General features: G+C 42.7%; 4 protein-coding genes. All 4 read right to left on the bottom strand.

Annotation, left to right across the window (positions count from 1 at the left end; genetic code table 11):
- Positions 1–769: 769 nt before the first annotated feature.
- Positions 770–2,140: a dipeptidase gene (locus tag AC1DPZ_RS23555; RefSeq protein WP_477408054.1), complete on the bottom strand. Its 1,371-nt coding sequence runs from the start codon at positions 2,138–2,140 to the stop codon at positions 770–772.
- Between the two features lie 349 nt (positions 2,141–2,489).
- Positions 2,490–2,894 carry a VOC family protein gene (locus AC1DPZ_RS23550; protein WP_477408052.1) on the bottom strand — a complete coding sequence of 135 codons (405 nt, stop codon included), beginning with the start codon at positions 2,892–2,894 and terminating at the stop codon, positions 2,490–2,492.
- Positions 2,895–3,200: 306 nt separating this feature from the next.
- Positions 3,201–3,371 (bottom strand): hypothetical protein, encoded by a 171-nt coding sequence (locus AC1DPZ_RS23545; RefSeq protein ID WP_477408050.1) that lies wholly within the window; start codon positions 3,369–3,371, stop codon positions 3,201–3,203.
- Between the two features lie 51 nt (positions 3,372–3,422).
- A partial coding sequence (locus AC1DPZ_RS23540; RefSeq protein WP_477408048.1) for a hypothetical protein occupies positions 3,423–3,874 on the bottom strand: 452 nt, incomplete at its 5' end.

Here is a 3,874-nt window from a genome sequence, read left to right as displayed (position 1 = left end):
ATATATGTCAAACTGACGGGGACTTGGATAGTTATAATAAAATACGGCAAAAGAAGAAAAATAAGTATATTTTAATTATAAAAATCTATTAATAAATAAGTAACGATTGTTCAAAGGCCGAAATAAGAATTTTAATATATGCATATAAATAGGCATGGAAACTTATCTTAGAGAATACGGTAAGTTCTTTTTTTAAGTAAGAAAGGTAGCTTTTTAATTTTTTTTAATTTTAACTCAAACAAAAATAATTTATTTCGAAAGTCCACAGGTATGATGGCGATATGTCCTGCGGCGGAGTGCCGCGTAATGTCATTAAAATAAAAAAAAGTTTCACGCAAAGACACGAAGACGCAAAGCAACTTGCTTATTTTTTTACGTTCTGGCGTCTTTGCGTGAAAAACTTGGGTATTTTCTTTAACCTGAGAAGCTGTCTAAATTTGATTTATTAATGTTTTTGTGTTTCTAATGAAGCACAAAAACACGCGTCATTGCGAGGCACGAAGCAATCCCCGCCTTACAGAGTAGCTTTACAAATCCGATCTGCATAGTTTGGGATTGCTTCGTGCCTACCTATGACAAGTTGTAGAACCCCAGACTTACGAAGTTTTTGAAACTTCGTAAGTCTTTCGCCGATTTGTCATTTCTTTCCTCCAGAGTCCCCGGATTTTAGCTATAGCAATGACGACCTGTTCTTTATTTTAGACAGCCTCTTAGAGGGATAATAATTTCCCTTCGTCTTTTATCTAAAAAATATTGTATCCAAAGCCAACTACTTGCTCAGCTCCGCAAAATACTTATGAAACAATGGTATTGTTTCAATTCCTTTATAGTAGTTGAAAATGTCATACTTTTCATTAGGCGAGTGCAGGGCATCGCTATCCAGGCCAAAACCCATCAATACAGTTTTAAGGCCAAGCTCGGCCTCAAACAAGGCAACAATAGGGATGCTGCCCCCGCCGCGGGTGGGGATTGGCTCTTTACCAAACGATTCGGTAATGGCTTTTTGGGCCGCGCGGTAAGCAATGCTGTCGGTTGGTGTTACCGCCGGTTCGCCGCTGTGGTGCGGGGTTACTTTTACCTTCACGTTGGCCGGCGCTATACTTAGGAAATGTTTGGTAAATAGTTCGGTTATGGCATCTGATGTTTGATTAGGCACCAGGCGCATCGAGATTTTGGCATGGGCCTTTGATGGCAATACGGTTTTGGCGCCTTCACCAATGTAGCCACCCCATATACCGTTAATCTCAAGAGTAGGACGCGTGCCGGTGCGTTCAAAGGTGGTATATCCTTTTTCGCCCCAAAGTTCAGTTACATCAAGGTCGGTTTTGTATGCTGCTTCATCGTATGGCGCATTGTTAAGGGCGGTGCGTTCGGCGGGTGTAAGCTCAATTACGCTATCATAAAAACCGGGGATGGTGATGTGGTTGTTTTCATCATGAAGAGAGGCTATCATCTTTGATAAGATGGTGATTGGGTTGGCCACCGCACCACCATATACGCCCGAGTGCAAATCCCTGTTGGGGCCGGTTACTTCAACTTCAAGGTATGATAATCCACGTAAGCCGGTTTCTAAGGATGGATGCTCCATACTTATCATCGATGTATCAGATATCAGCACCACATCGGCCTTTAGCTTTTCTTTATTTGCTTTTACAAAAATTTCAAGGTTAGATGAGCCAACTTCTTCCTCTCCTTCAATCATGAATTTGATATTGCAGGGCAGGGTATCGGTTTGCATCATCAGTTCAAATGCCTTTACATGCATATAAAACTGGCCCTTATCATCACAGGCGCCACGGGCATAAATTTTGCCATCGCGAATGGTAGGCTCAAAGGGGGGAGTTTTCCACAGCTCCAGCGGATCTGCAGGCTGCACATCGTAATGACCGTAAACCAAAACGGTAGGTTTGCCGGCACCAATTATTTTTTCGCCATAAACTATAGGGTAGCCTGCTGTTTGGCATATCTCCACATTATCGGCACCGGCATCGCGCAGTTTCTGCGCAACATAGCCGGCAGTATTTAATACATCGGTTTTGTATTTAGGATCGGCACTAACCGATGGGAAACGCAATAGGGCAAATAATTCGTCGAGGAAACGTTGCCTGTGCTCATCAACATATTGCTTTATGTGCTGCATATTATCAAGTTTGCGGCAAATATATTGATGTTTATTGATTTAGGTGGCAGGAATTGACAGGGCTGCTTTATTTGCTGTATATATAAGGTGTTGTGTGATTAAAAGCCTACCCGGAAAATATGTTACCTGGCAGGATAGCCTGGCAGCATTCGACGTTAGCGCGGGTCAGGTAAAAAGGGGGCGGTTTATATCTGCAAACAGGAAAAGTACCGTCGGGACGAGTCCCCGGAGGCGAATTAAAGAAAATCAAACAGTGGATAAAGGCAAATCTTAAAGGGATTATCTCCCCCTTATATCGAATACAGCGATGGGGGCAAAAGCATCACTGTATTCGATATGTGAGCTATGTTTACCCTGCCACGTTATCCTGATCCAACTCATCTTTTGGTTCCCAAAGCTCAATAACGTTCCCTTCCGGATCGAGCACATGGACGAATTTGCCATAGTCATATTCCGCAATCTCATCAATAATGGTCACGTTATCCTTTTTTAGTTCATCTACCAGCGTAGCGAGGTTTTCTACCCGGTAATTAATCATAAATGGCTTAGTCGAGGGATTGAAATATTTGGTATCCTGCGGAAACGTGCACCAGGATGTGGATCCTGTTTTCAACGGATCATCTGCTTGCCGCCACTCAAATGTAGTTCCGTATTCACTGGCAGGCAATCCAAGATTTTTGGCATACCATTCGTTCATACCTTTTGGGTCATCGCATTTAAAAAATACGCCGCCCAGGCCCGTTACTTTTTTCATATTTAATTAGTTATGTTTAGATCTATGCGTTTACGTTAATTGGTTTAGATTTTTTTTAAGTGTAAACCCAGCTATTAAAGATATCATGATGCCAACCGGCACAATTTTCAAATAGGTAAACATCGCGCTAAAGGTAGGGCTTGTTTTGTATTTTTCCATCGTGAAAGCTAACACCGTATAAACCAAGGGGGGAGCTTGATTTATTTGCCGGCTGTTAAGAGAGAAAGGTGTATGCGCTTGATATCGCACCGGTGCCCGTAAAAGGTTGAAGAACACATCAACCTGCAGGTTACTATATGCTAAAAATTAATCGGCTGTGCCAAGGTCAGCTTTGGGGCCGTGGCCTGCTTTGGCCGTAAAGGACTCGGCTTCGGTTTTTACCTTTGAGTTTGTATTGGTATTTTCTTTAGTGCTTAATGAATAAGCAGTTATACCCGAAGTTAATATGATGACTATTGCGATGATGATCTTTTTCATAATGTTATTGCATTAGTACTTTGTTGAAATTGTTGACAGCAGATAATTTGATTATGCTGCGAAATCAGCAGTACCTAAATCTTTTTTCGGACCACCAGTGAAAGCAAAGTCAGCAGTACCTAAATCTTTTTTCGGACCGCCAGTGAAAGCGAAGTCAGCAGTACCTAAGTCTTTTTTCGGACCGCCAGTGAAAGCGAAGTCAGCAGTACCTAAGTCTTTTTTCGGGCCGCCAGTGAAAGCAAAGTCAGCAGTACCTAAGTCTTTTTTCGGGCCGCCAGTGAAAGCAAAGTCAGCAGTGCCTAAGTCTTTTTTCGGACCGCCTGTGAAAGCGAAATCAGCAGTACCYAAGTCTTTTTTCGGACCGCCWGTGAAAGCGAAATCAGCAGTGCCTAAGTCTTTTTTCGGACCGCCAGTGAAAGCGAAATCAGCAGTGCCTAAGTCTTTTTTCGGACCGCCAGTGAAAGCGAAATCAGCAGTGCCTAAGTCTTTTTTCGGACCGCCAG

It is taken from the genome of Mucilaginibacter sp. P4_G9 (assembly GCF_056400985.1).
This window is presented reverse-complemented; position numbering and strand designations above follow the sequence as displayed.

Excerpts from the sequence above, each read along its gene's own strand:
- AC1DPZ_RS23555 (WP_477408054.1), bottom strand. The coding sequence starts at position 2,140 with ATGCAGCACATAAAGCAATATGTTGATGAGCACAGGCAACGTTTCCTC.
- AC1DPZ_RS23550 (WP_477408052.1), bottom strand. The coding sequence starts at position 2,894 with ATGAAAAAAGTAACGGGCCTGGGCGGCGTATTTTTTAAATGCGATGAC.
- AC1DPZ_RS23545 (WP_477408050.1), bottom strand. The coding sequence starts at position 3,371 with ATGAAAAAGATCATCATCGCAATAGTCATCATATTAACTTCGGGTATA.